This window comes from Tsukamurella spumae, from assembly GCF_012396015.1.
GTDB lineage: Bacteria > Actinomycetota > Actinomycetes > Mycobacteriales > Mycobacteriaceae > Tsukamurella > Tsukamurella spumae.
The window spans coordinates 1-25209 of the sequence record NZ_JAAXOQ010000043.1; the positions used below are offsets into that span (position 1 = coordinate 1).

Genomic DNA, 25209 nt, shown 5'->3' on the forward strand with positions numbered 1-25209 from the left:
CGCAACCCCTACGACCTCGGCATCCCCGGCATGTACATCTGCTCCGCCGCAACACCACCCGGACCCGCCGCCCACGGCATGTGCGGATACCACGCCGCGACCCGCGCGCTGAAGAAACTGCGGGACTAGGGCCGCGCCCCGGCCGGTCCGGCGAACACCGTCCGGCCCAGGGCCTGCCACACCACGAGGACCGCGCCGAGGAAGACCGCGACCGCGCCGGCCGGCACCGCCAGCGGCCAGTAGAAGACCGCGCCGATGACGATCATCGCGACGCCGATGCCGACCGAGACCCGCAGGCTCTGCTGCGCCATGGGGATCATTCTGCGGCCGGTCGACCACAGGCTGATGGGGGTGCGGCGGAAGACCTCCGTCATCGCGACGGTGAAGAAGACCGTGACGACGAACGTGCACACCGTGACGATCGGGGCGTACACGTCGAAGCGGAAGCGCTGGATCGTGGGCGCGAGCTCCTGCAGGGCGAAGGCGTGCACGAGGAAGATGCCGAACGAGCGGTCCGAGGCGGTCTTGAGGAACCTGTCCCAGAACGAGCCGGGCGTGCGGTGATCGGACCAGTACGTGCCCGCGGCGTAGAGGGCCAGGATGATCATCACGAACATGACGGCCGCGTAGGGACGGAAGACGTTCGCGGCGTCGGTCGGGAACATGCCGTCCATGCTGACCTTGGAGCCGTAGACGATCAGCGTCGCCATCACCACGCCGATCGCCAGGGTGATCACCCGTCCGCGATAGCGCACGACCACGTCCCGGACGCCCTCGATGTGCATCGCGGCGACGCAGCCGAGCAGCGTGAAGAACTGATACGGGAAGACCGTGGCGGGCAGGTGGTTCCACAGCTTCGCGAGGACGCCGTAGTTGAACATCTCCGGCCGGGCGTTGGTCATGTAGTGCAGCAGAACCAGGTGGAAGACGAAGCTCGCGGCCAGGATGTACCGGTGGTAGCCCATGGTCCAGCGGAGGAACTTGAGCAGCAGCGGGAAGATCAGGTACACCTGCATCGTCACGAAGACGAAGTAGAGGTGGTACCAGGCGTCGCCGGTGAGCAGGTCGTACCCGAGCACCTTGAGCGCCGCCTTCGTGGACTCCCAGGTCTCGAAGGTGCGCCAGACATTGGAGAACGCCGGCGGCCACATGACGTACATGTGGTAGAGCCAGTAGAAGACGGACCAGGTCACGAAGGGCAGGCCGACGGCCTTGTACCGGCGCCGCCAGAAGTCGACGGCGTCCAGGTCGCGGTCCCGGTACTGGTAGACCAGGACGAATCCGGTGAGCGCGAAGAACGCGTTGCGCGTGTAGTGGAAGATCGTCTGGACCGCGTTGGACGCCACACTGAACGGGAACGTGGTACCCGAGACGCAGTGATCGAAGATGACGCCCGCGAAGGTCACGATGCGCACGATGTCGAGCTCGTAGAGATGCCCGCCCTTGCGCTTCGGCTTCGCGGATGTGTCGGCCATCGGCTCGACGCCGCGTTCGCTCATCGTCTGGTCCACACCCACTGATCAACAATCCCTAATACAGCACAGCAATACCTGGTCACAGGCCTCTCGTACGGTAACCGGTGGCACAGCGCCGATCCAACTCCGGCGCGCACCTCCCAGGAGACTGCCAGGCTCGCCCTCCCCTCAGTTCGCGGACCAGCCGCCGTCCATGGTGTACGACGCACCGGTGACCATCGCCGCCGCGGGACTGCAGAGCCAGGAGACGAGGCCGGCGACCTCGTCGGGCTCGATGAGGCGCTTGATCGCGGGGCGGGCGAGGAAGACCTCGTCGGTGACCTGCTGTTCGGTGATCCCGTGCGCGGCGGCCTGCTCGGCGATCTGCTTCGCGACCAGCGCAGTGCGCACGTAGCCGGGGTTCACGCAGTTGCTGGTCACGCCGTGCTCGCCGCCCTCGAGCGCCGTCACCTTCGACAGTCCCTCCACGCCGTGCTTGGCGGCGACATAGGCCGCCTTGTACTTGGAGGCCCGCAGCCCGTGCACGGACGAGACGTGCACGATCCGGCCGGCGCCGCGCTCGTACATCGCCGGGAGCGCGGCGCGGGTGAGCAGGAAGGGCGCCTCGAGCATGAGCACCATGATCCGGTGGAACCACGCCGGATCGAACTCCTCGATCGGCGCGACGTGCTGCACACCCGCGTTGTTGACGAGCACGTCCACGTCGAGGCGCAGGTCCGCGAGCGCGGCCGTGTCGGTCAGGTCCAGTTCGAGCGCGGCCCCGCCGATCTCCGCGGCCACCTCCGCGGCCGCGGCACCGTCGCGATCGACGACGGTGACCTGGGCACCGTCGGCGGCCAGCCGGCGCGCGACGGCCGCCCCGATCCCGGCGGCGCCGCCGGTGACCAGAGCCTTCACGCCTTGACCTGCAGGTCGGCGGCCGCACGGTCGAGCATCTCGCGGTCCCGCGCGTCGACATCCGACAGGTTGATGCCGCGGGTCTCCCGCACGAAGAACACGGAGACGAAGGTGATCAGGCACGCGCCGGCCAGGTAGAGGGCGATGGGCAACGAGTCGTCGTAGGCCTTGAGCAGCTTGGTCGCGATGATCGGCGCGAGCGAGCCCGCCACGACCGCGGTGACCTGCGCGGCCAGGGAGACGCCCGAGTACCGCATCCGGGTGGGGAAGGCCTCGGCCATGATCGCGGGCTGCGGCGCGTACATCATGGCGTGGAAGACCAGGCCGATCGTGATGGCGGCGACCACCATGGCGTTGTTGCCCGTGTCGAACATGGGGAAGGCGAAGAAGCCCCACGTCGCCGAGAGCGCCGCGCCCACCCAGTAGACGGGTCGGCGGCCGACGCGGTCGGTGAGCGCGCCGAACATCGGCATCACGAGGAAGTGCACCGCGTGCGCGATGAGCAGCCAGGTGAGGATGTGCGTGGTGCTCATCTTCACCACCAACTTGAGGTACGTGATGGAGAAGGTCACCAGCAGGTAGTAGAAGATGTTCTCGCCGAACCGCAGGCCCATCGCCGAGAGCACGCCGCGGGGGTAGCGCTTGACCACCTCGAGGACGCCGTAGGACACCGCCTTCTCGGCCTCGATCTCCTTCTGCGCCTGCTGGAACAGCGGCGACTCGTCTACCTGGGTCCGGATGTAGTAGCCGATCAGGACGATCACCGCCGACAGCCAGAACGCGATGCGCCAGCCCCAGGCGAGGAAGTCGGAATCGGACAGCACGCTGGTCAGGATCAGCAGGACGACGGTGGCGACGATGTTGCCGCCCGGGACGCCGGCCTGCGGCCACGACGACCAGAACCCGCGCGACCGGTTCGGGCTGTGCTCCCCGACGAGGAGCACGGCGCCGCCCCACTCACCGCCGACCGCGAAGCCCTGCAGGAAGCGCAGCAGCACCAGCAGGGTCGGTGCCAGATAGCCGACCTGATCGAAAGTGGGCAGGCAGCCCATCAGGAAGGTGGCGGCGCCGACCAGCACGATCGACACCTGCAGGAGCTTCTTGCGACCGAACCGATCGCCCAGGTGACCGAACACGATGCCGCCGATGGGACGGGCCGCGAAGCCCACCGCGTAGGTGATGAAGGCGGCGATGATCTGGTCGTACGGGCTGCCGCCCTGCGGGAACATGATCTTGTTGAAGACCAGGGTCGCGGCCGTGCCGTAGAGGAAGAACTCGTACCACTCGACGACCGTGCCGGCCATCGATGCCCCGACGATCTTCCGCAGCCCGGTGGGCCGTTCCAGATCGGTCTGCGTCATATCCGCTCCTTGTGTGATGGATCATGGCGTCGGTCGACTGTGATGCACGCCATACTCAACGCAGTATGTATGGATAAAATCGCACACACAATGCCCACATCCGCGGATTGGATCTGCATTCATGCACACACCTGAGCCGAGCGCCGACGGCCTGCTCACCCTGCTGGCCGTCGCCCGGACCGGCCGCTACACCGCCGCGGCCGACCTGCTCGGGATCAACCACACCACCGCCTCGCGCCGCGTCGCAGCGCTGGAGCGGGCGCTCGGCGGCCCGCTGCTGGCCCGCAGCGCCGCCGGCTGGGAGCTCACCGAGCTGGGCCGCTCGGGCGTCGCCGCGGCGGAGCGGATCGAGGCCGTGCTGCACGGGCTGGATGCCGACACCGACCACGACCTGCACGGGAAGGTGCGGATCGCCGCGACCGACGGGTTCAGCGCCCGCGTCGTGGCGCCCGCGATCGCGACCCTCGGCCGGGCGCACCCACGGCTGTCCGTCGACCTGCTGACCGTGACGCGCCGCGCACCGTCGACCCGCTCCGGCGTGGACATGGAGGTGGTGGTGGGCCGGCCCGCGACCTACCGGGTGGAGCCGGTCCTGCTGGCCCCGTACCGGCTCGGCCTGTACGGCTCGCGGGACTACCTCGCCGCCGAGGGAACACCGCAGCGCCCCCGGCAGCTGGCGGGGCGGCCGCTGGTGTACTTCATCGACTCGATGCTCACGGTCGACGACCTCGACCTCGCGCGCGTGCTCGTCCCGGGGATGGCGGACCGGCTGAGCTCGACGAACGTCCTCGTGCACGTCGAGGCCACCTGCGCCGGGGCCGGCCTCGGCCTGCTCCCCTGCTTCCTCGCGGACGATCGCCCCGAGCTCGTGCGGGTACTGCCCGACGAGGTGTCCGTTCAGCTCGAGTACTGGATGGTGGTGCGGCCCGAGGCGGCGCAGCGCCGCGAGGTGGCCGCGGTGGTCACGGCGCTGCGTGCGCAGGTCCGCTCGATGCGCGCCGCGCTGCTCGGCGAGGGATGAGCGCGGGGCTCAGCGCAACTCGTCGAGCCGGATGTGACCGTCCTGCAGGAGGCGCGCGGCGAGCGCCGTCTTGGTGGTCGCGTGCCGCCCCGCGGCGACGTACTTCGCCCGGACCCGCGCCACGTGCTCGGCGACGGTGCACTCCGCGATGAACAGCTCGCGCGCCGCGGAAGCCTTACTCTCCGTGCACAACCACGCCCGCAGCACCTCGACCTCTCGCTCCGTCAACCACACAGGCCCGGGCTCGTCCATCTCGCTCGTGATCATCGCCGCGGTCATGACTCCCCCCTTCTTCGCCGGATCCGGCGGATTCGCCACCGTCGACCCTAGTGACGGGACAGCGGCCCCGAAAGCGGGTCCGCCCCGCCGGGGAAGTCCCCCTCACCATTACCCAAGGACAACGAAACAGACGATCCGGCATGATCTTTCACTCGCCCCGACGACTCCGAGGCGACAGCGTATGTTTCTCTCATGACCGAATCGGACGCGGTCGTCGACCAGCCGGCGAACCGCGCGACGCACACCGTGGGCATCGTCGAGGATCACGCGTTGATCGTGCTCGGATTCGAGGCCAGCCTGTCCGCCGTCGACGACCTCGAGTTCGTCGGCCACGCACCGAGCGTGGGCGAGCTGCTCGCCCGCGGCCGCCCCGACGTGGTGGTGCTCGACCTGCTGCTCGCCGACGGCACCGCCCCCGAGGCGAACATCGAGAAGCTGCACGCCGCCGGGTCCCGGGTGCTGGTGTACACGGGCAGCTTCGACACCGATCCGTATCTCGCGCGCCAGGCCGCCCGGTGCGGCGTCTGGGGCATCGTGCCGAAGACGGTGAGCGGGGCCGAGCTCGTGCAGGCCGTCCGGGACACCGCCGACGAGCGCCCCGTCGTGACCACCGAGTGGGCCGCGGCGATCGACGGCGACCCGGACTTCTCCGACGTGGGGCTGAGCCCCCAGCAGCGCGAGGTCCTCGCGCTGTACGCGTCGGGCGAGACCACCGCCCGCGTCGCCGCACTGACGGCGCTCTCCCCGAAGACCGTGGAGAGCTACATCGACCGGATCCGCGGCAAGTACGCGCTACAGGGACGCCCGGCGGAGACCAAGCTGCACATGTACCAGCGGGCCGTCGAGGACGGATTCCTGCAGGCGCCGCGCAGGCGGCGATGGCCGCGCTGACCAGGCAGACCGGCGGGCCCGTCCCGGCGTCGGGTCCCGAGGGCCCGGTCGGCGCGGACGAGCGACTGACCAGGGTGTTCGCCCGATTCATCGCCGCGGGTTACCTGTTCGACCTCATCACCACGTTCCCCTCCGTGCTCGACGCCTGGCGCATCGCTCCGTGGCTCACCGGGATCACCGTGCCCGCGGTCTTCGGGAGCGGCGCCGCCCTGCTGCCCGCGAGCTTCGCCCGCGCGCACCGCCGGGCCATCGGGTGGGCCGCGCTGGCCGCGGGCGTCGGCTACCTCGGCTCGGTCCTGCTGTGGTTGCTCGCCGATGCGATCAGCCCCCTGCAACTGCCGGGCGATCACTTCCTCTACTACATCCCCGCCCTCGCCGCGATGGCCGTCGCGATGCCCGCACGGCCGGCGATCGCCGCCGGATACGGGGTCGCCGTCGTGGTCGGCACGGTGCTGCTCAACCACCGGGTGGGCGCCTCGCACGACCCGTACGTCCCGGCGCTGCTGTTCTCCCTGGTGTTCACGGCGGTGTTCCTCTTCGCCGCCATCGTCGCGTGGCGCGCCGGGCGCCGACTCGACCTCGCACAGGCCGAGGCCCTGGAGGCGACGGCCGCCGAGGCCTCGGCACAGGCCCGCGGCGACGAGCAGCAACGCTTCGCCGCGCTCGTCCACGACGACGTGATCGCGACGCTGCTCGCCGCGACCCGCATCGACGACGCCGCGGCCATCGCCCACCACGCGCGCACCGTGCTCGTCGCCGTCGACGACTACGAGGGACCGAGCGATCGGGAGGAGGCGACAGCGGGCGCGGCGGCAGCAGCACTCGGTGCCGCGGTCGGTCGTAGCGCGCCCCACGCCCACTGGTCGGCACAGGTCGCTCCGGACGCCGGACGCGTACCGTCGCACGCGCTGACGGGGGCGATCGCCGCGACCGCGGAAGCGCTGCGCAACGTGCAGCGGCACGCCGGGACGGCCCGCGCCTGGGTCGACGCCGCCTTCGAGGAGTCGGGCTTTCGCGTGATCGTCCGCGACGACGGCCCCGGATTCGACCCGCGCACCGTCGCGCCCGACCGGCTCGGCGTGGCGGGCAGCATCCTGGGCCGGATGCGGTCGATCCCCGGGGGCGCGGCGGCCGTCGACTCGGCGCCGGGCGAGGGCACCGTGGTGACGGTCCGGTGGACGCGATGAGGAACGACCAGGACGTCCGCGACATCATCGGCATGCGCAACCGGGGCGCGACCGCGCTGGCCTGGGCCTTCGTGGCGACCTTCGCCGTCCTCGCCTGGTACGCGCGCGCCGACCTGGATCCGGCGTGGCCGCAAGCCGTGGGCCTCGTCGGGCTCCTCGTCAGTGCGATGGTGCTGGTCCGCGCCCCCGGCGACCCGCTGCCGTGGCCGTGGACCGTGGTCGTCGCCGCGGGCGGCCCGGTCGGGGCGCTGAGCGTGTTCCCCTTCCTGCCCGCCGAGTACTCGTTCGCCCTGACCACCTGGCCGATCGGCGCCGGCGCCGTACTGACCTCGTATCTCGCCGTGCGCGGACGGGCGATCACGACCTGGGTGTCGGTCGCGCTGACGGGGTCCGTGGTGGTGTGGTGGGCCGTCGACCGCGGGCACGGTGCATTCGACGGGGTGCTGCGCTGCCTGCCGAGTACGACGGTGACGCTGACCGCCACGTTCTTCGCGCTGACGCTCCGGCCGGTGGCGCGGTGGACCTTCGCGATGCGGGCGCGGACCCGGGAGCGACGCGCCGCCGAGGCCGCGGCCGAGACCGCCCGGGAGGTGCGCGCGCGACAGCGCGACTTCCTGGACCGGGAGGCGCGCCCGATGCTCGAGCGGCTCGCGACCGGGGTCCCGCTGACGGCCGCCGAACGACTGGAGTGCCGCATCGTCGAGGCGCGGTTGCGGGACTCCGTGCGGGCCCCCGGGCTGCTCTCCCCACGCGTCTCGGACGCGGCGGACCGCGCCCGGCGGCGCGGCGTCGATGTCGTGCTCCTCGACGACGGCGGCCTGCGCGACCTGGCGGTGCCGGTGGCCGACGCCATCCGCGACCGGATCGCCGACGCCGTCGACTCACTCCCCGCCGGATCGGTGACGGCGCGCGCCGTCCCGCCCGGACGGCCCCTGGCGGCCACCGTCCTCCTGCGGGCGCCCGACGGCGAGACGATCCGGATCGAGCTGCCCGTTTCGGCCTGACCCCTTGCACTACCGTGTGTTGAGTAGCAAACTACCAACAATGCGGGTGTCGGATTGGCGACCCGACGACGAGCAAGGGGTGCACGGATGACGATTCTCGCGGAGGCCACCGGGACGCGGACCATCGGACTGCTGGGGATCGGTTCGTACCGCCCGGAGCGCGTGGTCACCAACGACGAGATCTGCGAGAACATCGACTCGTCCGACGAATGGATCTACACCCGCACCGGGATCCGAACGCGGCGATTCGCCCGGCGCGACGAATCGGTCGTCGAGATGGCCGTCTCGGCCGGGCGGCGCGCCGTCGCCAACGCCCTGCTCACCGGTGCGGACATCGACGCGGTCATCGTCGCCACCAACACCCACTACCTGCAGACGCCCGCCGCCGCGGTGAAGGTCGCCACCGAGCTGGGCGCGAACGGGGTCCCCGCGTTCGACGTGACCGTGGGGTGCGCGGGTTTCGGTTACGGCATGGCGATCGCCGCCGACATGGTGCGCGGCGGCAGCGCCGGCCGGGTGCTGGTGATCGGCGCCGAGCAGTTGTCGGTGAGCATGGACATGACCGACCGCGGCAACTGCTTCATCTTCGGCGACGGGGCGGGCGCGGTGATCGTCGGCCCGACCGAGGAGCAACAGCTCGGGCCGGTCGTGTGGGGCAGCGACGGCACCCAGTTCAACGCGATCCGGCAGGACATCGACTGGATCACCTTCCTCGACGGTGACGACCACGCCGACCGGCCATACCTACGACTCGAGGGCACCGCGGTGTTCCGTTGGGCCGCATTCGAAATGGGCAAGGCGGCCCAGCGGGCGCTCGACGCCGCCGGCATCACCGCCGACGATGTCGAGGTGTTCATCCCGCACCAGGCGAACTCGCGGATCAACGAGCTCCTCGCCCGCAGTCTGCACCTGCCCGAGCACACCGTCATCGCCGACGACATCGAGCACACCGGCAACACCTCCGCCGCCTCCATCCCCCTGGCGATGGACGACCTGCTCGCCAGCGGGCGCGCGAAGCCGGGGCAGACCGCGCTGTTGCTCGGCTACGGCGCGGGCCTGAGCTACGCCGCCCAGGTGGTCACGCTGCCGCCCGCCCCTTTCGAGTGAGGGGCGCCGTCCGGTGAGCGGGCGGGGGTTCACCGATCCGCGCTAGACTGTCCGCTTGACCATGAGTGCATCGACTGCCGGGACAGGGCCCTCGTTCACCCCCGAGGACCTGATCGGATTCTTCGGGGGGCCGACCGTCCGGCGGGCGGGCGAGTACGTGGGCACCGGCCTCATCGGCGATCTCGAGTGGGACGACGAGAAGCGCCTGGTGACCGGCGTGGTGGCCGGCACCCGGGAGTACGACACCAAGGTCTGGATCGCACCCACCGGCTCCCGGTGGCGGCCCGTCCGCTCGCACTGCACCTGCCCCGTCGCGATGAACTGCAAGCACGGCGCGGCCCTGCTGCTCGAGCTCACGGCGGAGGACGTCGAGGACGGCGGCGTGGAGCCGCCGGACCCCTGGGAGCGGCAGCTCGAGGCCCTGCTCCCCGACGCCCCGCGCACGAGCGCCGCGGTCCTGCCCGTCGCGCTGCAGTTCGACGTGGACGAGCGGGGCGTGGTCGCCGGCCAGCGACTCCAGGTACGTCTCGCGACGCCCGGCATGCGCGACGGGACCTGGGTCGCCGGAGACGTGCGCTGGCGCACCATCGCCACGGCGCCGCGCGTCTCCCCCGCCCAGCGCGAGGCCCTCGCGCCGCTCGCGCAGCTCATCACGTGGTCGCTGTACGGCGTGGACGCGTGGGCCGACCTCGGGATGGTCGACACACCGCTGCTGTGGGACCAGCTCCGGGCGGTCCGCGACGCGGGCGTGCCGCTGCTCACCAAGAAGGCCCGCGGCACCGTCGTCCTCTGTCCGCCGACGCGGCTCGGGCTGGTGGCGCGGTCCGCCGACGGGAGCGTCGAGCTGGACCGCGAGGTCGACTTCGGCGACGGTCCGCGGCCCTTCACCGGCGGGCTGCTCGGCGCGCACCGCGCGCTCGGGGTGTTCCAGCAGGACGGCGACGTGCTGCGACTCGCGCCGCTGCACCCTCCGCTCTCGGCCCAGCACACCGGCGCGCTGCGCCGCTTCACGCCCGTGGTCGTGCCCGCCGCGGCCGTCCCGCAACTGCGCGAGAAGTACCTGCCCTACCTGGCCGCGGTCGCGCCGGTCCGCGACCCGGACCAGCTGGTCGGCGAGGTCGAGGTCCTCGGGCCCGAGCTGGTGTGCACCGCCCGGTACTTCCCCGGGGCCGCCGAACTCGAGGTCGACTGGAAGTGGCGGTACACCGTCGGCGGCGAGGTCCGCGACTACGCGCTCGGGCGCGAGCCGGCGGGTCTCGCGGACGCGGTCGGGCAACAGCGGATCACCCGCGCGATGGCGGTATCGCTGCGGGAGGCCGCCGTGGGCGTGGACCACTCGCAGGGCTTCTACCGCGGCACCGAGGCCGCGGTCTGGCTGGCCGAGGTCGCGCCGGTGTTGCGGTCGGTGCCGTCGGTGACCGTCGAGATCGTCGACGATCCCGGGTTCCGCTGGGCGGAGAGTGCGGCCTCGGTGTCCGTGCGGGTGCGCAGCGACTCCGACAACCCGTCGACGGACTGGTTCGACCTCGAGGTGGCCGTCGAGGTCGACGGCGAGGAGGTCCCCTTCCGGGACGTCTTCACCGCCGTCGCCGCGGGCCACGACACGCTCGTCACCCCCGGCGGCGTGCTCGCGCGCATCGACGGTGAGCGCTTCGACCGGCTCCGCGAGCTCATCGGGGAGGCCCGGGACCTGCCCGCGCGCGGCGCGCGGCGCGCGGGTCTGGCGGCGGGGCCCGGCACCGACCGCGACGGCCTGCGGATCAGCCGGTTCCAGGCGGGCCTCGTCGACGACCTCGCCGACCTCGCCGACGGGGTCGAGTTCGACGGTGACTGGTCCCGCCGGGTCGGCGCCCTGACGGCGGGCGACCTCGCGCGGCAGGAGGCACCGTCGACCTTGAAGGCCGAGCTGCGGCCGTACCAGCGCGACGGCCTGGACTGGCTGGCGTTCTTGCACGACAACGACTTCGGCGGAATCCTGGCCGACGACATGGGTCTCGGTAAGACGGTCCAGACGCTGGCCCTGATCTGCCGGGCGCACGAGGGGTCGGGCCCCGACGAGGCCCGTCCCGGCCCCTTTCTCGTGGTGGCACCGACCTCCGTGGTGGGCAACTGGGCCGCCGAATGCAAGCGGTTCGCGCCGCACCTGTCGGTCGCGGTCGTGTCCGAGACCTCACGGAAATCCGGATCGTCGATCGCCGCGGTCGTCGCGGGCGCCGATGTGGTGCTGACCTCCTACACGCTGCTCCGGTTGGACGCCGAGGAGTACGCGGGCGTGCGGTGGGCCGGCGTGATCCTCGACGAGGCGCAGTTCGTGAAGAACCCGCGCTCGAAGGCGTTCGCCGCGGTGACGATGCTCGACCGGCCCTTCACCCTGGCCGTGACCGGCACCCCGATGGAGAACCACCTCGAGGAGCTGTGGGCCCTCACCGCGCTCACCGTGCCGGGATTGTTCCCGGGACGCTCGTGGTTCGCCGAGGAGTACCGCCGGCCCATCGAGCGGGGAGGCGACGACGACCGTCTCGCCCGGCTGCGCCGGCGAGTCCGGCCGTTCATGCTGCGCCGCACCAAGGACCTCGTCGCCAAGGATCTGCCGGAGAAGACGGAATCCGTGGTGCAGGTGGAACTCTCGGAGGAGCACCGGCACACCTACGACCGCATCCTCGCCGATCAACGGGCGAAGCTGCTGGGGCTGCTCGACGACTTCGAGGGCAACCGGTTCGAGATCCTGCGGTCGCTGACGATGCTGCGCCGGCTCGCGCTCGACCCGTCGCTGGTGGACGAGGAGCTGGCGGTCGAGGACGTCGCGAAGCTCGACTTCCTGGTGGAGAAGCTGGACGAGCTGCTCGAGGAGAAACACGCGGTGCTGGTGTTCAGCCAGTTCACCGGGTTCCTGCGCAAGGCCGCCGAGCGCCTCGACGAGGAGGGCGTGGAGTACGCCTACCTCGACGGGTCGACGACCGACCGGCCCGCGGCGATCTCGCGGTTCACCTCAGGAGAGGTCCAGGTGTTCCTGATCTCGCTCAAGGCCGGCGGTTTCGGCCTGAACCTGGTGCAGGCCGACTACTGCTTCCTCCTGGACCCGTGGTGGAACCCCGCGGCAGAGGCGCAGGCCATCGACCGCGCGCACCGCATCGGGCAGACCCGCAGCGTGATGGTCTACCGGCTGGTCTCCGCGGACACCATCGAGGACAAGGTGATGGCGCTCAAGGAGCGCAAGGCCGCGCTGTTCGAGTCCGTGGTCGGCGGGGAGGGCGGCTTCGACGCCCGGCTCGCGGAGTCCGACATCCGGGCGCTGTTCGAGGACTGAGGTTTCGGGCCGGGGCCGGGGCGACCAGGTGCACGCCACGGTGCAGCTCGTCCCCGCGCGACGTATCGGCGCCCTACCGGTTCTGCTCCGGGCGTGTCAGGAAGATCGGCTTGCCGAACGTGGTCAGGGTGTCGTCGGTAGCATCTGTACTGACCGCAACTGTCGCATATGTCCGAATCTGGACGCCGCCGATGCAGTTGTCGACAGCGATGCGGATGTCGCGGGACATGACCTGGGCATTGGGGCCGACGACAGCCTTCTTCGCGTACGGAATGTCCTTGGTGGTACCGGGTTTCACAACTCCGGAGATATTGCCCGTTTCAGTCACGGTGTCCGACAGGGTGCCTGACAGCGAGCCTGTTCCGGTGCCGGAGACGCTGCCACCGCCTTGGCCGCCGCTGGAGCCGCCTTGGCCCTGTCCGGTGACGGTGCCGGATGCGGTCACGGTCGGTGTGATCGAGGCGGTGGTCGGGTTCGACAGCGACCCACCCACAGTCAAACTATCGGCGGTCACGGCGCAGCCGACCTGAACGCCTGTGGTGAGCGTGGCGGACTTGATTTTGCTGGTGGGCTTGCGTTTCGGGTCGTTGGGGTGTGCGGCTTCGATTTTCGCTTCGCCACCTACGGAGCTGAATCCTTCGAAGCTTTGTGGCGATCGGTTCAGGGGCGGGACGGAGTCGAGCTTCTCGCCGAACTTGGAGACGGTGACTTTCCAGCCGTCGCGGGTGATCAGTTCACGGCTGGTGTCGGCGAACTCGCCGGTGCGGATCTGCCCGGGAACGGGCACGCGCATCAAGGGCGCCGGCGGCGGAGCCACCGTAGCTGCGGCCGGCGAAGCAGCCGCCGCCGCCGGAGTCGGCTTGGGCGCTGGAACGGGCGCGGCGACTGCCGGGCCAGCGGCGAGCGTGACCGCGGCCGCAGCGGCACATAGCGCGATCAGCGTCCGCGGTAGCCGGGACGGGTGAATGCGAGGCGCGGTGGGCATGTGGTGGTCTCCCCAGGTGAAGTCGATCAACAATGTCACATCTGCAACAACAGCCCCAATAGCACCACAGTGGGCACAGGATTTGCAATGCGTGTAGATAACAGATCGATCACAGTTGTCGTACATCCTGCCCATACTCGGAGTTGGCGCGAGGGGTGAAGCGCAGGCATCCGCATGGGCGCGCGACGACTCCATATCGAGCCAGAACCCGTAACACGCATTGCGCCAGCATGTTTGGCCCGACATCGCCGCAGCGGAGCCGCGGGACGACGAGGGATCGGCGCTCAGTCCGATCCTGATCGATACCGAATCCATAGTTCGTCAACGCAATGCTGATCCGCTACGGTCAGGTTCAGGCGGATGACGAAGATCCACCTAACGTGCCTTGATGTCGTAAGCGTACCGAAAGGGTGAGCCCATGTCCGCGGACGAGACCCGACAACTTCCCGTTCAGCAACCAGTACCCTCGCCCGAGACTGGTGCCGTATCGGCTGCGCCGACACCACCTGCGACGAGCAACGTGAACGCAGATGCCACCGCTAACGAGGAGCTCCGCGCGCTCGCCCGGAAAGCGGCCGGCCTGGTTATCGGGTTGGTGATGTTGATCGGCTGCGGGTTCGCCGTCTCCCACCTCAACGCCTGGGGCGAGCGGTTCACGATGCCCCTGGTCTTCGTGGTCTTCGTGCTGGTGATGATGCTCGCCAGCAACCTCGTCGTCGGCGGCGCGACCGCGGTGTGGAACGCCGCCCGCACCGGCACCCGCTGATGCCACCCCCGATCCCCGCGCCGCCCGCTGACGCCGGCGCTGACGGTGCGACGATCTTCGCCTCAGCGCTGCGCCGGCTTTTCACCCTGGCCGGCTCCCCGACGGTGCGCACCGTTGCCGACGCAGTCGGAGTCAGTGCGGCGACGGTGTCGAACTGGCGCACCGGACGGCACCTACCAGCGGAGTTCGAGACCATCGAACCGATGCTGGTGTGGCTGACCGCCCGCGCCACCACCGAGAGTGTGGTCGGGGACGATGTGGTGACGGTGCCGCAGTGGCAGCACCTGTTCAACACCGCCACCGGCCGCGACCCCGCGCTACCGGTGCTCACACAAATCGCAGCCGCCGCCGAACAGTGGGCAGCCGATGCTGACGCTACGGAGCCGGCCCGCCTAGAAGACGTGCGGCTTCTCCTTCTGAGCTGTGTGGCGGTCTCGTCGACCGGCGAGCTCACACCTCGCGCCGCGGAGGTCCCCGATAGTGCACGGCACCTCGCAACAGAGCTCGTCGACCTCGGCGTCCTGAACCCGGGGCACGACGACGAGAACGGCGGCAGGCTGCAGCTGACAGACCTGCGCCTGATCGAAGTCTGGCCGCGCCTGTCGACGTGGGCGCAGCGGGCCCGGCCGGTCCTGATAGCCCGCAGCGCACTCGAGCAAGACGCCCACCGATGGCTCGCGGCCGGCCGGCCCCGCGCCTGGCTCTACGACCACGTACGCCTGACCTTGACCGCGGACGCGTTGATCGCACTCAGCCCGACCCCCAATGCGGCGGGCACCCAAAGTGCGGCGTTCCGGTTCGGTGCGGCGACCACTGCGCACCTCCCGCCCGGGGTCGTCTCGGAGTTCTGGGCCGCCTCTCAAGCCGCCTCCCTGCAGACGCTTCGCGTGCACCAGATGATCGCCGGCGTGTTCATCGCGCTCTTCGTCATGATCCTGGGTCTCGGCCTCGCCCTCGGCGCCGTGACCGCATGAGGCCACCGATGAACACATGCCGAGGCAGAGACAGCAACCCCGCGGACGACCGCTGCTCGAAGGCCAGCTCACCTCGCGATGATGGGCGATTTGCGTTGTTTAGTGAGCTGTTGAACAAGCTCCGAACCGTGGTGCCGTGTTTAGTCACCCCACTAAACACCGCTAAACAAACCAGTCCTGGCCTGCAAGAACGCGTGTTTAGTCAGACTCGGCGGTTGACAAACCCGAAACCTGTGGAAGCTTGGCATCCATCACCCGGCACATCGCCGAATCTCCGATCCACTTCCCTGCACTCTGGAGTGTCCTGATGCCCACACCCACCCCGCGGCAGCCCCAGCCCACGCCGCTGCCACCCAGCAGCCCGCGGCACGCCCGCACCGCAGCAGGGCCGGCCAACCCCGCGCAGACCGATCCCGCGTCCGACGCGCCGTCGCACTCGGTGCTGCAGCAGCGACTGCAGGGTGCGTTCCTCACGATCATCGGCCTCGCCGGACTCATCGGCGGCGTGCTGTTCTCCATCGAAGCCCCCCGGTTCACCCCCGTGCCGGTGGTGTTCTTGACCTTCTGGCTGGTCATGGTCGTCGTCGGCAAGATCCTCTTCGCCGGCCTCGGCAAGCTCCGTGAGACCGGTGTCGGCGCACCCGCACCGTCGCAGGTGCGCGCCGCCGCCGCGGTCGCCGGGATCGTCGTCGCTGTCGGGATGATGGGATTCGCCGCCACCACCGGCGTCGGAGCCGGAGCCGCCAACGCGGTGTGCCCGGGGGATGCGACCTGCCCACCCGGCCCGGGCGGGCCGACGCTGACCTTCGACCCGCCCACCCAAACCGCCGGCGGGCAGCAGGGCAACCAAGGCGGTGGGCAGCAGACCGGTGGCAACACCGGCGCCACCTCGCCATCGCCCGCCGGGAGCGGCGGGGACAACGGCCCCGGCATCCAAGCCCAGACCCCGCAGTTCGGCACCCCCGGCCAGCAGGCCCCAAACATCCCCGGCAACGAACAACCCGGCCAAGGCGGACAGCAGCCGGCGCAGGGCCAGCAGACCGGCCAGCAGAATCCGGTGCGCACGACAGCTCCCGGGCGTCCTGACCAGACTGGTCAGCAGCAGAGCGGTCAACCGACGCAGTCCGGGCATCCGAGCAGCCCCACCGTGACGGTCACCAAGACCGAGTCCCAGTGCGCCGTCCCCGGCGCAGGAAACGGTGCAGGCGTTCCCGGGAGCCCCGGCAGCGGCGACTCAAGCAACAACGGCGGCAGCACCGATACCGGGCCCGACAACGGTGACGGGGAGAAGAAGGACGGCGCACCGTCGTGGGCGTACCTCGTCGGGGAAGTGTCGGCGTTGATGACCGGCCGTCGCGGCCGCAAGGCCGGCCCGCTCAACGCTGACGGGTCCGCCCCCACCAACGACATGACTCCGAACGATCAGGTCGACGGCGAGAACTACAAGGAGTGGACCACCCCCGACGGGAAGCGGACATTCATCCTGTCCGAGAACGCCGACGCACCGTCGCAGTACCGGTTCAACATCAACGAAGTCGACCGCCCCGAAGGCGGCAGCGTCGACGTCAACGACGACGGATCCCTCTCCACCTACGACCGCGACGGCAACGAAGTCAACCGATTTACCCCATGGGCCTACGACACCGTCACCGGGGAGAAGATCCCCACCAGCTACACCCGCGACGGCGACGACCTCGTCCAAACCATCGACCGGCCGGAGGGCAACAACAATCCGATCCTCGCTGACCCGCCCGGAGATGATGAGACACCCGGACGTGGAGGGGCATCGGGCGAAGGCGCCGACAATTCTTCACCCGAACCGGCGCAGCCTGCGCAGGTGGTCACCTCAACGCCGCTGTCGCTCTCCCTACCGCGCGCCTACGGGCCATACACTCAGGAGCAACTCGACCAGCAACAACGGGACGCAGACACCAACAAGGCCGTAGAGGAACTCGCGGCCGCTGCACGAGCGCGTGAGCGCGCCGTAGCCACGTTGGGTCAAACACTTCCCCAGGTACAGAACCCGGACGCGCCGACCGATCCGATGGCGCCGGTGCTGGCACGCAAGGCCGAACTGGAGCAGCAGGCGGCTGAAGAGGCGCGACAGCGCGCCGCAGAGGCAGCGAGGAAGCAGGCTGATGACGTTCCGGCCGCTGCCGGCGATCCGCGCCCCAGCGAGCTCGCGCAACGCGATGCAGAGAACACCGCCCGCGCGTGGAACGACGTCCTGGGCGCGGAAGGAGAACAGTACAAGAAGTTCTTCCCTAAGGATGTCTATCCCGTCGAGAAGACAACGTCGGTACACAACGGCGTCTACACGACCAAGTACCGCATGTCTGACGGCTCCTCACTCAGTCAGGTTGAGGACAACGGCGGGGAATACCCCGCCTACTGGGATCGCATCGACGACTCCCCCGCGCTCGGCAGCGGCCGGATCGACGTTGGCAAGGGCACCGTCACACGCGACTACACCGGCGCGCAGATCCTCACCACCACCCTCGACAACATCGACACAGCCTTATCGTTCGTGCCGCCTCTCAAACCAGAAGGCGCCGCCGTCAAGGGCATCGCCAAGGGCGTCCGAGCCGCAACCGGCACTCCCAAGGAACGGGAAACCGTCAACGTCGGCGACAAAGTCCTCGACAAGCCCGACGTCACGCCTCCGGTCAAGCCGGACGTCACGCCTCCGGTCAAGCCGGACGTCACACCTCCGGTCAAGCCGCAGACGCCGACACTTCCTCCGAAGCCGGAAGGGGCGCCGCCTACTAGATTGACCGACGGACAACCCGCGCCCGGCAACCTTCCTCCGAAGATTGACCCGAATTTCAACCCGCCTAAAGAATGGCCTGCCGGGGTCGGCCGACTGCCCAGCGGAAAGCACCCGTCGAACGGAAGGTGGGCCGGACATACTTACGATTTCCGGAACTCTCCAAAACCCGTGCGTGATGAACTTCTGAAGAAGTATCCTGACGGTGTCCGGTTCACCTCAGACGGCTTCCCAGACTTTGGTCCCTACTCGATCCGTACCATCGAACTCCCCGGCGGGTTCAAAGGTCACGGACCTGATGAGATTGCCGCCAACAAAATTGCAGGATTTGACAAGAACAACCCGATCCCTGACGGATACGTCTGGCATCACAACCAAGACCTAAAGACGATGCAGCTGGTCCCTAAGGATCTGCATAACATTGCGGTCAGGCACGCTGGAGGAAATGCGCTCCGGCCAAAGTAGGTGTATGATATTAGTATCAGCCTTCCCGTATCTAGTCGCAAAGGTGCAAGCTATGCCCTTCGAAAACGATGGCCTGGTCCCCTGGACTCCTGAGCAGGTTCAGGAAGTTGAGGAGCAAATCGGCCCCCTGCCTCAAGAGTATCGAGATTTCGTTCTCGCTGTGGGCACCGGGGATTTTTCCCCCCGAGTGGTCCCGAGCGCAGGAATTATTGTTGACGGATTTCTCTCGCCTTTGTATGTAGCTAACCGCGGCGGAGGATTCGACGCCTGGGTTCCAGCGGAGTATGTTCCGGTTGTGTCGGGAAGCGGTGGAGCGCTTGCTATAAAGACGGGAACCGGCGAAGTCTTTATCGCCAACTATGACCGCGGAGTCGACCTGGGATTGGAGGACGACCCGAGCGAAGAGATTATGTCACGATTTTTGGACTCGTGGAACTTGCTCGTCGACCAAATGGGCTCGTGGGACTCAATCTACGAATAGCGCCTGCTCCGACGAGCGCAGGCGCAGGCCGAGACGGGTGGCAGGTAGTACGAAGCAGTGAAACTGCAATAATGCCGCCCTACTGGCGATTGAAGGAATGACAGAAAAAAGTTGGATCTCGCAGATGAGGAACTGACGCCGTGGGCAATTGACGAGCTACGATCGGTCGAAGCGTCAATCGGCAGGCTGCCCGAGGGTTACGAGAACTTTGTTCTCACTGTCGGAACGGGTGACCTGCTCCCCCATTTGCTTCCCGGCAAAGGCATTCTAGTCGACACGCTCAACTCTTCGTTTTCTGTGGCCAATCGCAGCAGTGGATTCGATAGCTGGATTCCAAAGGAGTATGCTCCGGTTGTTTCCGCTGGTGGCGGCGGCGCGCTAGCAATCCGCCTTGATGACGGAGCGGTGTATTTTGCAGATTACGACCACGCTGTCAGCCTAGGACTGGAGGAGCCTAGTGAAGAAATCATGTCGAGGTACGCAGACTCCTGGGAGGAAGTTGTAGAGTCAATGCCCTCTTGGCCGCCACTACCAGATTAGTTAGTAGAGACCGAGCGCGAGACGTGCCGTAGTCTCGCTCGCCGCTCCTTTGACGATCCGGTACACCGAGGCGCGACTGATTCCGAACGCCTCCGCCGCCATCCACCATCGCGACCGGCTCGCCGGCCTGCACCAGTCGCACCAGCTGAGCGGCCTCCTCCTCGGGCAAGGCCATGGGCAGGCCGATGCTCTGGCCGCGCGGTCGGCGCGGGCGCGTAGTGCCATGGCGGTTCAGGCTGCTGCGAAGCGGATCTCGAGCACGTAGCCGTCCGGGTCGGTGATGGCGGTCATTGCCGGTGACGAGGCTACCGGAACCAGGAGGCGGAGGCGGCAGGGGCGGAGCAGTAGAGGGCGAGGTAGCGTGATGCATGCTCGGATCCTGCCCCGCGGGGCTGACGGGATCAGGTGGCCTCCGCGGGTTGTCTGGCTGACCTGTATCTTTGCGCGATCACGCAAAGTGGCCGGGGACCGGCCTGCTCCTCGCCGAGCGGCTCCCGCATCACCTCGCTGCCGAGCTCCCGCTCCCACCGGCGGCGACCGCCGCGACGGCAGGCGAAGACGGTCGACTCGCGCTCGTACGGGTCGAGCTGCCGGATCGTGCGCTGCACGTCCGCTCACTCCATGGAGTAGCGGTGGACCGTCGCTGCGCTGACGTCGAACTCCGCAGCCACCTGGTCGACGGGGACGCCGCTCTGCGCGGCGAGGGCGATCTCGCGGCATGAACAGGATCATGTTCGTGCTGTCGCGAAGATGATGTGTACGGCGCGGGAACGGGGAGAGCCCTCGGCGGTGGTCAGGGGTGCGGGTACGGAAACGCGGAAGGTATCGGCGGCACCGACACCCTCCCGGTTTCCGTACCGGCCGATCAGCCTCACCACCGCGGCTCAAAACTAAAGGAATGAGACGGCAGCCCGTGTCCGATTCGCCCCTTGCTCCGGTCCAGGTCGTCTGGTCTCAGATCCCGGTCTCGATTCTCGAGTCTCAGAACCTGACATACGTCGGTGCGAGACTGATGTCATGCCCGAAACCTCAAGCCCTGCAGTCGGAGCCACTGCCGCATACATCCGCACTTCCACGGACCACCAGTCATTGGATCAGCAGCACGATGGGCTCGCCGCCGCGCGCATCAAGCCGGACCGCATCTTCAGCGATCAGCTGAGCGGGTCGGCCGGCACCGAGCGCCCGGGGCTCGCGGAGGCGCTCGGCTGGCTCCGAACCGGTGACCGACTCGTCGTAGTCGCGCTCGACCGGCTCGGACGCAGCGTAGCCGAGGTGACCGCGACCGTCGCTGACCTCACCGCGCGCGGGATCACAGTGGTCGCGCTCCGCGAAGGCGTGGACACGTCGACCGCAACCGGGCGCGCTATCGCTGCGATCATGGCCTCGCTTGCCGAACTCGAGCTCGAACTCGGAAAGGAGCGCCGGGCGGCGAGCAGGTCGGCACGGGTCGCGCGCGGGCTACCGGCCACGCGACCGCCGAGGTTGGATGCGGCCCAGCAGGCCCGTCTGGTCCGGCTCTACCGAGGGGGCGAGCCCATCGCCGAGGTCTGCAGCATGTTCGGTGTCAGCCGGGCAACGGCATTCAGGTACATCGCCAAGGCGAAGGCGACGTAGTCGGATCCACTTCAGTCCGACCCACCTCCCACGGAGGTACACATGTCAGCGTCCAAGGAATTCGCCGCGAGCCTTGGCGGGTGACAATGTGCCGAGCGCGGCACAAGTCCCGATTGCATAGTCTGCTCACAATCAGACGACTTACACGGCCCGCCCATCACGTGGCGACCGAGACCGACTTCCACGCGCAGACCCTACACGGGGAGGATGAAGCGGCGGGGCAGGGCGCGCGGCTTGGCCAACGCTTGTGCTGGCATTCGCGGCGCGTTCCGACGCCACACAGCGCCCGTTCCTCTGAACGAGGGACAGACAGGCCTCCGCTCAGCTTCTATGCTCCAACCCATGTACCAGAGCGGGCCTGGTAGCCAATATTCTGTCGGGCATCCTTCGCCACTCCAACCCCCGCCGCGGCCAAGACGTCGAAGGTGGCCATGGATCGTAGCCCTGATTCTCGTTGTGATCGTCGGGGTACCCGCGATCGTATCGATCCGACTGCACGCCAGCGCTGAGACAGAGATCAAAGCAGCAGTTCGGGCGTGGGGTGACAGCTGGAACAAGGACGACGGTGGCGCAAGTCGAACCGCGTTGACCTGCCTCGCGCGGCGTACGCCGGGCGCGCCTGAAACGCGTCCCCAGGGTGTTCAAATCACGGCGCAGGCCTGGTCCGGGTCGATGGAGCAACAGATCTCCTTGACACTCGACACCGCCTATTCACCCGGCTCGGTAAGCGGACGCACCTCGGATGACACGAGCGCCGAATACATCAGCGAGAGCGTCGGCTTCGAGCTCGTCAAGGAGAACGGCAACTGGAAGGTGTGCGACTGGGGGAAGGACGTCGCTGATCGCCGCCGCACGTCGATCTTGGGTTGGAAGCTGTCCGGGCCGCCCGCATAGGTTGAGCCCCACAGCGTGCTGCAGACTTCCACCCCCGTGCTCGGACCGACCCACGACCGCGGCCGGGGCTTCCAGACCTCGAGCACAGTCATCGGCCGACATGTCGCGCACGCGCTGTCGGTGCAAGCACTCGTTGATCAGGCCCGGTCGGGTCAGCCGGGCGCATGACGGTCACACACAGCCCGCCGCAGCGCCGCCGAGAACGCCCCCGCGCTCTCGTACCGATCACACGGATCCGGAGCCAGCGCGGTGGCCAGCACGACGCCAAGATCGCCCGGCAGGTCCGCGGCGGGCAGTACTCCCCTGCTCGCCCGCGCCAGCATCTCGGCCACCGTCCCGCCGGCGAACGAAACCGAACCCCTCAGCAGCTCGAACGCGGTGCACGCCAGCGAGTATGTGTCCGCACCCGTCGTGAAATCGTTGCCGCTGAGCAGCTCCGGCGCGAGGTATCGCGCATTCGCCATCAGCATCGTCGGGCTCAGTACCTCGGGCGGACTCGGGAACCCGGTGAGCCGCGCCTCGACGAGCGCCTCGACGTTGAGGAGCACCGTGATCCGATCCGGCTGCACCGTTCCGTAGACGAGTCCGTCAGCGGCCCAGCCGTCCAGCTGGTCCGCGACGACCGAGATGATGTCGACGACAAGGTCGGCAGCCAGCGCGCCGCGCTCGACGAGGAGCGCGGCCGCCGTGGTGACGGTCGTGCTCACCCCAGCACCAAGTCAAGCCCGAACTGACGCAATGCGGGCGCGAGGTACGTCGCGATCGCCGAGCCGTCGGCTGAGGTCTGCGACATGATTCCGACCCCGAGCGCCTCACCCGACGCGTTGACCACGAAGACAGCGCTGCCGGAGTCGCCCTTGATCGATGTTGCGCGCCAGGAAAAAGTCTTGTCCGTCGCGGAGATGAGCGGGCCGCACGTGATCCCGGACCGAGCGCCGTTGCGGCAGATCGCCGTGCCATTCGGCAGAGTCTGCACCGCATTCGTAGGCATCATCCCGCGCAGTCGGACCCCAGGCGCGAGCCGGGTGCTGTAGCTGCGGTACAGCTGCGGCCCCATGGTCAACACCGCATAGTCACGGGACGGAGCGCCCGCGATCGGGGTGTCAGGGGCACCTGACGGGGACACGTCGTCCCGTCCCTGCTGGTAGTCGCCGAGCTCCAGCGAATATGCGTTGTCCGGCGTGGTGAACATTTTCAGGCGCTCGCCGTTTCGGCGATCGCAGTGCCCGGCCGAAAGGAACGCCACGGTGCCCTTGCTGTCCGCGATGGGGAATCCGATGGTGCAGCCCCCGAGGTCGCCACCCGATTCCGCTTGGAAAGCAGCGATTCCCGGGGCGGGCTCCACGCCGTACGCCCAGCCGTCCTGGTCCCTCGGGAAGCTGCGCGGGGAGACCGAGACCCATGGCCCCGATGCCGGGAGCGTGCCCGAATATCTGGCGGTGGTCGTCGCTGCGACCGGTGTGGTCTCCGCAGTGGTGGTCGGCATCGTCGTGGTCGCATCGAACACACTGCTCGTCTTCGGCCACGGCGTCTGTTCGGGCCGCCCGAGGCCACAGCCCGCCATCGCCGCTGCCGCAAGCACCACGAACGAGACCGCGGCGGCAACGCGCGTCACCGCCACCGACATCCTGCCGGACTCGCAGGGGCGTCGGCGACGACGGCGCGCCAGTCATAGTCACGAACGACCTCGCCATCGATGTCGCAGACCGTCAGCCGCCCCTGCTCGGGCGTGCCAGTGACACCGAACGATCCACCGACCGTGTCGCGCCAACAGCAGAGCGAGTCCTCCACGAACGCGAAGTAGTCCTCCAGCCAGGCTTCGGGCTGGTACCGAGTCCACTCACCGGTCAGGAGATTCCGCAGTCGGACGGTGACGTCGTTCATCAGGTCGCCTTCTTCTTGGCCAGCTCTTCCTTGGCCTCCGCCACGCCGGCCTTGTGCCCCTTGGAGTAGATCCAGCAGCCGATCACGACCAGCGCGATAACGACCGTGATGCCAACCGAGATGTAGTTCGTGAGAAATTCCCAGTTGAAGCGCGCCCACGCCTTCACGAGCGCCCCGTACGTATCACCCTTGTCGCCCATGCGAATCCTCCTCTGCCGCTTTCGATACGGCTACTCGCCGCGAACGAACTCGATGAGAACCTTCGAGTCGTCAGCCGGATCGTCATGGAACTTGTGAAGCCGCCAGCCGTCGGCGCCGTAGTACTTGGTCTGGTGCTCGATCTCATGCTTGTAGCTCGAGACGGACTTGAACTCGGCCATGGGCGCTCCTTGATCGCATGTCTGCAGTAGGCGTGGTCGTTCTCTGTTTTAGAGAACCAGACACATACGACAACCTAGCTGATTTCGATCTGATCGACTACAACCAGGTGGTAAACGATCTGGTCAGGCGCGGTCAGACCGGCTGTAGTGGTTGCCGCCATGAAGCCGGACGTACGCCAGAAGCCAGCACTCGACCCGACCGTCGAAGAACTCGGGCGGCGGCTGAAGTCACGGCGGGAGAAGCTCAAGCTGTCCCAGGAGCAGGTCGCTGAGCGTCTCGACATGCACGCCAGCAACTACGCCCGCATCGAGCGTGGTCAGCAAAGCCCGCGCGTTCAGATTCTGATGCTCATCGCTGTCGCTCTGGAGACATCGCCCGGAGCGCTCTTGGACGGACTGCCCGTGCCAGCCCTAGAAGTAGAAGAGGTTCAGGTCGTCACACGAGTGCGGCGCCGCCAGACTCGGCGATAGCGCACCCGACGACGAAGGCCCGCCACCTCGCGGTGACAGGCCTCGATCCAGGCGGCGCTGAACCTACGCCGCGAACTTCTCGAGCAGCCCGGCGCGCTGCCGCTCACCGAGTCCGGCAACGCGGCGGGTCGGAACGATCTCGAGCCCGGTCACCGCCTTTCAGGCGGCGGACCGCTGAGCAATCGCAAGGGGCCCACCGACTACCACCGGACCCGGCGGTGTTGCCACGACCGCTGAGATCGACCGGACTCTGGCGTGAAACCTCGGCGACAGCCTCGTCTAGGACACGCCTGATGATCTCTGGACGCGCGCAGTAGGGACTGCTGCACCGATAGGTGACATCTGATCTGGCTTGCCTGGGAGGGTGAGCCTGGAAGGATGGCCATCGTGCCTAAGCCCTATCCGAAAGAGTTCCGCGATGATGTGGTCCGGGTTGCCCGGGATCGTGAGAGCGGTGTG

Annotated in this window: 27 protein-coding genes; 15 read left to right on the top strand and 12 right to left on the bottom strand. The window is 68.3% G+C overall.

The features are described 5' to 3' along the window. Nucleotides 1-125: 125 nt before the first annotated feature. The 3 genes from HF999_RS20680 to HF999_RS20690 all read right to left on the bottom strand — a co-directional run bounded on the left by HF999_RS20680 (nucleotide 126) and on the right by HF999_RS20690 (nucleotide 3733). On the bottom strand, nucleotides 126-1499 hold the full coding sequence (locus tag HF999_RS20680) for an acyltransferase (RefSeq protein WP_168547696.1): 1374 nt from the start codon (nucleotides 1497-1499) through the stop codon (nucleotides 126-128). A gap of 144 nt (nucleotides 1500-1643) precedes the next feature. Continuing rightward, on the bottom strand, nucleotides 1644-2372 hold the full coding sequence (locus tag HF999_RS20685; protein ID WP_168547697.1) for a 3-hydroxybutyrate dehydrogenase: 729 nt from the start codon (nucleotides 2370-2372) through the stop codon (nucleotides 1644-1646). Next, complete coding sequence (locus HF999_RS20690; protein WP_168547698.1) at nucleotides 2369-3733, bottom strand: MFS transporter; 1365 nt, start codon at nucleotides 3731-3733, stop codon at nucleotides 2369-2371. Before HF999_RS20690 ends, HF999_RS20685 begins: the two co-directional genes overlap by 4 nt. 121 nt (nucleotides 3734-3854) lie before the next feature. On the opposite strand from HF999_RS20690, the gene HF999_RS20695 reads away from it, so the two are divergent. Further along, the gene (locus HF999_RS20695) at nucleotides 3855-4754 is read left to right on the top strand and encodes a LysR family transcriptional regulator (protein WP_168547699.1); all 900 of its coding nucleotides are present in this window, start codon (nucleotides 3855-3857) and stop codon (nucleotides 4752-4754) included. A gap of 9 nt (nucleotides 4755-4763) precedes the next feature. On the opposite strand, the gene HF999_RS20700 is transcribed toward HF999_RS20695, so the two are convergent. Continuing rightward, nucleotides 4764-5072, bottom strand: coding sequence for a LuxR C-terminal-related transcriptional regulator (locus HF999_RS20700; protein ID WP_312854227.1), 309 nt, complete (start codon nucleotides 5070-5072; stop codon nucleotides 4764-4766). Nucleotides 5073-5225: 153 nt separating this feature from the next. Between HF999_RS20700 and HF999_RS20705 the strand changes: the two genes are divergently transcribed. The 5 genes from HF999_RS20705 to HF999_RS20725 all read left to right on the top strand — a co-directional run bounded on the left by HF999_RS20705 (nucleotide 5226) and on the right by HF999_RS20725 (nucleotide 12529). Beyond that, a complete protein-coding gene (locus HF999_RS20705; protein ID WP_168547700.1) occupies nucleotides 5226-5924 on the top strand; it encodes a response regulator transcription factor in 699 nt (232 codons plus the stop codon). Beyond that, nucleotides 5912-7111 (top strand): sensor histidine kinase, encoded by a 1200-nt coding sequence (locus HF999_RS20710; RefSeq protein ID WP_168547701.1) that lies wholly within the window; start codon nucleotides 5912-5914, stop codon nucleotides 7109-7111. Before HF999_RS20705 ends, HF999_RS20710 begins: the two co-directional genes overlap by 13 nt. Continuing rightward, the gene (locus HF999_RS20715) at nucleotides 7108-8115 is read left to right on the top strand and encodes a DUF8320 family protein (RefSeq protein WP_168547702.1); all 1008 of its coding nucleotides are present in this window, start codon (nucleotides 7108-7110) and stop codon (nucleotides 8113-8115) included. Before HF999_RS20710 ends, HF999_RS20715 begins: the two co-directional genes overlap by 4 nt. A gap of 87 nt (nucleotides 8116-8202) precedes the next feature. Continuing rightward, nucleotides 8203-9222 carry a beta-ketoacyl-ACP synthase III gene (locus HF999_RS20720; RefSeq protein WP_168547703.1) on the top strand — a complete coding sequence of 340 codons (1020 nt, stop codon included), beginning with the start codon at nucleotides 8203-8205 and terminating at the stop codon, nucleotides 9220-9222. 61 nt (nucleotides 9223-9283) lie between these two features. Continuing rightward, nucleotides 9284-12529: a DEAD/DEAH box helicase gene (locus HF999_RS20725; protein WP_168547704.1), complete on the top strand. Its 3246-nt coding sequence runs from the start codon at nucleotides 9284-9286 to the stop codon at nucleotides 12527-12529. 73 nt (nucleotides 12530-12602) lie between these two features. Here HF999_RS20725 and HF999_RS20730 read toward each other — a convergent pair whose 3' ends face one another. Then, nucleotides 12603-13640 (bottom strand): MspA family porin, encoded by a 1038-nt coding sequence (locus HF999_RS20730; protein ID WP_168547705.1) that lies wholly within the window; start codon nucleotides 13638-13640, stop codon nucleotides 12603-12605. Nucleotides 13641-14034: 394 nt separating this feature from the next. On the opposite strand from HF999_RS20730, the gene HF999_RS20735 reads away from it, so the two are divergent. The 6 genes from HF999_RS20735 to HF999_RS20760 all read left to right on the top strand — a co-directional run bounded on the left by HF999_RS20735 (nucleotide 14035) and on the right by HF999_RS20760 (nucleotide 19772). Continuing rightward, nucleotides 14035-14280, top strand: coding sequence for a hypothetical protein (locus tag HF999_RS20735; RefSeq protein ID WP_168547706.1), 246 nt, complete (start codon nucleotides 14035-14037; stop codon nucleotides 14278-14280). After that, complete coding sequence (locus tag HF999_RS20740; RefSeq protein ID WP_168547707.1) at nucleotides 14280-15254, top strand: hypothetical protein; 975 nt, start codon at nucleotides 14280-14282, stop codon at nucleotides 15252-15254. Before HF999_RS20735 ends, HF999_RS20740 begins: the two co-directional genes overlap by 1 nt. A 241-nt stretch (nucleotides 15255-15495) precedes the next feature. Continuing rightward, entirely contained in the window at nucleotides 15496-18486 is a 2991-nt protein-coding gene (locus HF999_RS20745) for an HNH endonuclease (protein ID WP_168547708.1), read from the top strand. Between the two features lie 52 nt (nucleotides 18487-18538). After that, nucleotides 18539-18967 carry an SMI1/KNR4 family protein gene (locus tag HF999_RS20750; RefSeq protein WP_168547709.1) on the top strand — a complete coding sequence of 143 codons (429 nt, stop codon included), beginning with the start codon at nucleotides 18539-18541 and terminating at the stop codon, nucleotides 18965-18967. A 111-nt stretch (nucleotides 18968-19078) separates the two neighbouring features. Further along, entirely contained in the window at nucleotides 19079-19507 is a 429-nt protein-coding gene (locus HF999_RS20755; protein ID WP_168547710.1) for an SMI1/KNR4 family protein, read from the top strand. Between the two features lie 49 nt (nucleotides 19508-19556). Further along, entirely contained in the window at nucleotides 19557-19772 is a 216-nt protein-coding gene (locus HF999_RS20760; RefSeq protein ID WP_168547711.1) for a hypothetical protein, read from the top strand. Between the two features lie 136 nt (nucleotides 19773-19908). Here the strand turns inward: HF999_RS20760 and HF999_RS20765 are convergent, their stop codons facing one another. Next, nucleotides 19909-20115: a hypothetical protein gene (locus HF999_RS20765; protein WP_168547712.1), complete on the bottom strand. Its 207-nt coding sequence runs from the start codon at nucleotides 20113-20115 to the stop codon at nucleotides 19909-19911. A gap of 409 nt (nucleotides 20116-20524) precedes the next feature. Here HF999_RS20765 and HF999_RS20770 point away from each other — a divergent pair, with 409 nt between their 5' ends. Both HF999_RS20770 and HF999_RS20775 read left to right on the top strand, forming a co-directional pair. Continuing rightward, the gene (locus HF999_RS20770; RefSeq protein ID WP_168547713.1) at nucleotides 20525-21121 is read left to right on the top strand and encodes a recombinase family protein; all 597 of its coding nucleotides are present in this window, start codon (nucleotides 20525-20527) and stop codon (nucleotides 21119-21121) included. Between the two features lie 342 nt (nucleotides 21122-21463). Beyond that, nucleotides 21464-22015, top strand: a complete 552-nt coding sequence (locus tag HF999_RS20775; protein WP_446697300.1) for an Rv0361 family membrane protein — start codon at nucleotides 21464-21466, stop codon at nucleotides 22013-22015. Between the two features lie 152 nt (nucleotides 22016-22167). Here HF999_RS20775 and HF999_RS20780 read toward each other — a convergent pair whose 3' ends face one another. Genes HF999_RS20780 through HF999_RS20800 form a run of 5 tightly spaced genes read right to left on the bottom strand, consistent with a single transcriptional unit; the run spans nucleotide 22168 to nucleotide 24279 of the window. Further along, the gene (locus HF999_RS20780; protein WP_168547714.1) at nucleotides 22168-22722 is read right to left on the bottom strand and encodes a protein kinase family protein; all 555 of its coding nucleotides are present in this window, start codon (nucleotides 22720-22722) and stop codon (nucleotides 22168-22170) included. Then, on the bottom strand, nucleotides 22719-23636 hold the full coding sequence (locus HF999_RS20785; protein WP_168547715.1) for a chymotrypsin family serine protease: 918 nt from the start codon (nucleotides 23634-23636) through the stop codon (nucleotides 22719-22721). The genes HF999_RS20780 and HF999_RS20785 overlap by 4 nt, the downstream gene beginning before the upstream one ends. After that, nucleotides 23627-23899: a hypothetical protein gene (locus HF999_RS20790; protein ID WP_168547716.1), complete on the bottom strand. Its 273-nt coding sequence runs from the start codon at nucleotides 23897-23899 to the stop codon at nucleotides 23627-23629. Before HF999_RS20790 ends, HF999_RS20785 begins: the two co-directional genes overlap by 10 nt. After that, complete coding sequence (locus HF999_RS20795; RefSeq protein ID WP_168547717.1) at nucleotides 23899-24099, bottom strand: hypothetical protein; 201 nt, start codon at nucleotides 24097-24099, stop codon at nucleotides 23899-23901. The genes HF999_RS20790 and HF999_RS20795 overlap by 1 nt, the downstream gene beginning before the upstream one ends. A 30-nt stretch (nucleotides 24100-24129) precedes the next feature. Further along, nucleotides 24130-24279, bottom strand: coding sequence for a hypothetical protein (locus HF999_RS20800; protein WP_168547718.1), 150 nt, complete (start codon nucleotides 24277-24279; stop codon nucleotides 24130-24132). Between the two features lie 159 nt (nucleotides 24280-24438). On the opposite strand from HF999_RS20800, the gene HF999_RS20805 reads away from it, so the two are divergent. Further along, nucleotides 24439-24750 (top strand): helix-turn-helix domain-containing protein, encoded by a 312-nt coding sequence (locus HF999_RS20805; RefSeq protein WP_168547719.1) that lies wholly within the window; start codon nucleotides 24439-24441, stop codon nucleotides 24748-24750. Nucleotides 24751-24813: 63 nt separating this feature from the next. Here the strand turns inward: HF999_RS20805 and HF999_RS22720 are convergent, their stop codons facing one another. Next, nucleotides 24814-24903, bottom strand: coding sequence for a hypothetical protein (locus HF999_RS22720; RefSeq protein ID WP_376766507.1), 90 nt, complete (start codon nucleotides 24901-24903; stop codon nucleotides 24814-24816). Between the last annotated feature and the right edge of the window lie 306 nt (nucleotides 24904-25209).

Bases quoted from the DNA above. Each gene is read 5' to 3' on its own strand.
- HF999_RS20680 (WP_168547696.1), bottom strand. From the start codon at position 1,499: ATGAGCGAACGCGGCGTCGAGCCGATGGCCGACACATCCGCGAAGCCG.
- HF999_RS20690 (WP_168547698.1), bottom strand. From the start codon at position 3,733: ATGACGCAGACCGATCTGGAACGGCCCACCGGGCTGCGGAAGATCGTC.
- HF999_RS20695 (WP_168547699.1), top strand. From the start codon at position 3,855: ATGCACACACCTGAGCCGAGCGCCGACGGCCTGCTCACCCTGCTGGCC.
- HF999_RS20705 (WP_168547700.1), top strand. From the start codon at position 5,226: ATGACCGAATCGGACGCGGTCGTCGACCAGCCGGCGAACCGCGCGACG.
- HF999_RS20710 (WP_168547701.1), top strand. From the start codon at position 5,912: ATGGCCGCGCTGACCAGGCAGACCGGCGGGCCCGTCCCGGCGTCGGGT.
- HF999_RS20715 (WP_168547702.1), top strand. From the start codon at position 7,108: ATGAGGAACGACCAGGACGTCCGCGACATCATCGGCATGCGCAACCGG.
- HF999_RS20720 (WP_168547703.1), top strand. From the start codon at position 8,203: ATGACGATTCTCGCGGAGGCCACCGGGACGCGGACCATCGGACTGCTG.
- HF999_RS20725 (WP_168547704.1), top strand. From the start codon at position 9,284: ATGAGTGCATCGACTGCCGGGACAGGGCCCTCGTTCACCCCCGAGGAC.
- HF999_RS20730 (WP_168547705.1), bottom strand. From the start codon at position 13,640: ATGTACGACAACTGTGATCGATCTGTTATCTACACGCATTGCAAATCC.
- HF999_RS20740 (WP_168547707.1), top strand. From the start codon at position 14,280: ATGCCACCCCCGATCCCCGCGCCGCCCGCTGACGCCGGCGCTGACGGT.
- HF999_RS20750 (WP_168547709.1), top strand. From the start codon at position 18,539: ATGCCCTTCGAAAACGATGGCCTGGTCCCCTGGACTCCTGAGCAGGTT.
- HF999_RS20770 (WP_168547713.1), top strand. From the start codon at position 20,525: ATGCCCGAAACCTCAAGCCCTGCAGTCGGAGCCACTGCCGCATACATC.
- HF999_RS20775 (WP_446697300.1), top strand. From the start codon at position 21,464: ATGTACCAGAGCGGGCCTGGTAGCCAATATTCTGTCGGGCATCCTTCG.
- HF999_RS20790 (WP_168547716.1), bottom strand. From the start codon at position 23,899: ATGAACGACGTCACCGTCCGACTGCGGAATCTCCTGACCGGTGAGTGG.
- HF999_RS20795 (WP_168547717.1), bottom strand. From the start codon at position 24,099: ATGGGCGACAAGGGTGATACGTACGGGGCGCTCGTGAAGGCGTGGGCG.
- HF999_RS20800 (WP_168547718.1), bottom strand. From the start codon at position 24,279: ATGGCCGAGTTCAAGTCCGTCTCGAGCTACAAGCATGAGATCGAGCAC.
- HF999_RS20805 (WP_168547719.1), top strand. From the start codon at position 24,439: ATGAAGCCGGACGTACGCCAGAAGCCAGCACTCGACCCGACCGTCGAA.